Source organism: Methylobacterium cerastii, assembly GCF_022179125.1.
GTDB lineage: Bacteria > Pseudomonadota > Alphaproteobacteria > Rhizobiales > Beijerinckiaceae > Methylobacterium > Methylobacterium cerastii.
This window is the reverse complement of record NZ_BPQG01000092.1, coordinates 1-1,576: the sequence shown is the minus strand read 5'-3', so window position 1 is coordinate 1,576 and position 1,576 is coordinate 1. Positions and strand designations below refer to the sequence as shown.

At 70.0% G+C, this 1,576-nt stretch carries 1 protein-coding gene; it reads right to left on the bottom strand.

Annotation, left to right across the window (positions count from 1 at the left end; genetic code table 11):
- Nucleotides 1-43: 43 nt before the first annotated feature.
- A partial coding sequence (gene tnpC, locus MFF13_RS23460) for an IS66 family transposase (protein ID WP_373322600.1) occupies nt 44-1,576 on the bottom strand: 1,533 nt, incomplete at its 5' end.

Below are 1,576 nucleotides of genomic sequence, written 5' to 3'. Positions count from 1 at the left end.
GTACGCCTACGGTGAAGGCCGCAGTTGTGCTTCCGACGGGGCATCAGGCTGCGATCTGCCGGGGCTGAGGCTGGGTCCAGTTCCAGGGCAGAAGGTCGTCGATACGCCGGGCCGGATGGTCGGGCAGACGCCTGAGCACATCGGCGAGCCAGGCCTGGGGATCGATGTGATTGAGCTTGGCGGTCTCGATCAGCGTGTAGAGGGCAGCCGTGCGATGCCCGCCCGCATCCGAGCCGGCGAAGGTCCAGTTGCGGCGGCCCACCGCGATGGGACGGATTGAGCGTTCTGCGGCGTTGTTCGAGAGGCAGATGCGCCCGTCGTCGAGGAACCGGGTGAAGGCGATCCAGCGCTTGAGCAGGTAATCGATCGCTACTGCCGTGGGCGCTTTGGCCGAGAGTCTAGCGCGGTTCTCCCGCAGCCACGTCTCCAGGTCGGTGACGAGAGCAGCCGAGCGGGCGCGGCGGTGCGCGCAGCGTTCATCGGGGGCAAGACCGTTGGTGGCGCGCTCGATGGCGAAGATCGCATCGATCCGCGTCACCGCCTCGATGGCGATCGGAGCCTTCTTCAGATCGGCCAGCTCGAAGAACTTGCGTCGGGCATGGGCCCAGCAGGCCGCCTCGTGGATCGGACCCGGCTTGCGGCCGGGGTCGTACAGGCGGACGAACCCGGAGAAGGCGTCCGCCTGTACGATGCCGTGGAAGTCGCCGAGCCAGGTCTCGGCATGCGCGCCGGAGCGGTCGGGAGAGTAGAAGTAGGCCGCCGCCGGCGGCTCGGGTCCACCGAAGGGGCGGTCGTCGCGCACCACCGTCCAGAGCCGGCCCGTGCGGGTCTTGCCCTTGGCCAGAACCGGCACCGGCGTGTCGTCGAGATGGAGGCGGTCGGCTTCCCGAACATGGGCCTCGATCCGAGAGACCAAAGGCGACAGGGCGGTGGTGACGGCCCCGACCCAGCCAGCCAGGGTCGAGACGTCGATCGGCACGCCCTCATGGGCGAAGCGCTGGCTCTGGCGATGCAGCGGCAGGTGCAGGCCGAACTTGGCCATCATCACCTCGGCCAGGAGGTTCGGCCCGGCCCGGCCCCGCGAGATCGGATGGAACGGAGCCGGGGTCTGCGCGATGGTCTCGCAGTCGCGGCAGGAGAAGCGCTCGCGCACGTGCTGGATCACCACCCAGCGCGCCGGGATCCGCTCCAGGGTCTCGGTGACGTCCTCGCCGAGGTGGCGTAGGCGTGCCCCGCCGCAACAGGCGCAGGTCGTCGGGCCGGGATGGAGGATGCGCTCGCGCGGCAGGTGCTCGGGGAGAGGTCGACGAGCGGGCTTGCGCCGCGAGGAAGCTACACCGGGGAGCGCATCGGGCTCGACAACCGCCTGCGCGTCCGTCTCGGCCAGCGTCTCCTCCAGATCCTCCAGGACGAGTTCGAGCTGGTCGATCCGGGCGCTGCGTTCCGAGGAGGCCCCGAAGCGCTCCCGTCGCAGCCGGGCAACCTCCAGCTTCAGCCGTTCGACCGCGATCTCGGACACGAGCCGCGCCGCCCGCTCGGCCAGGATCATGGCGTGGGCGGCAGCGAGATCGGTGGG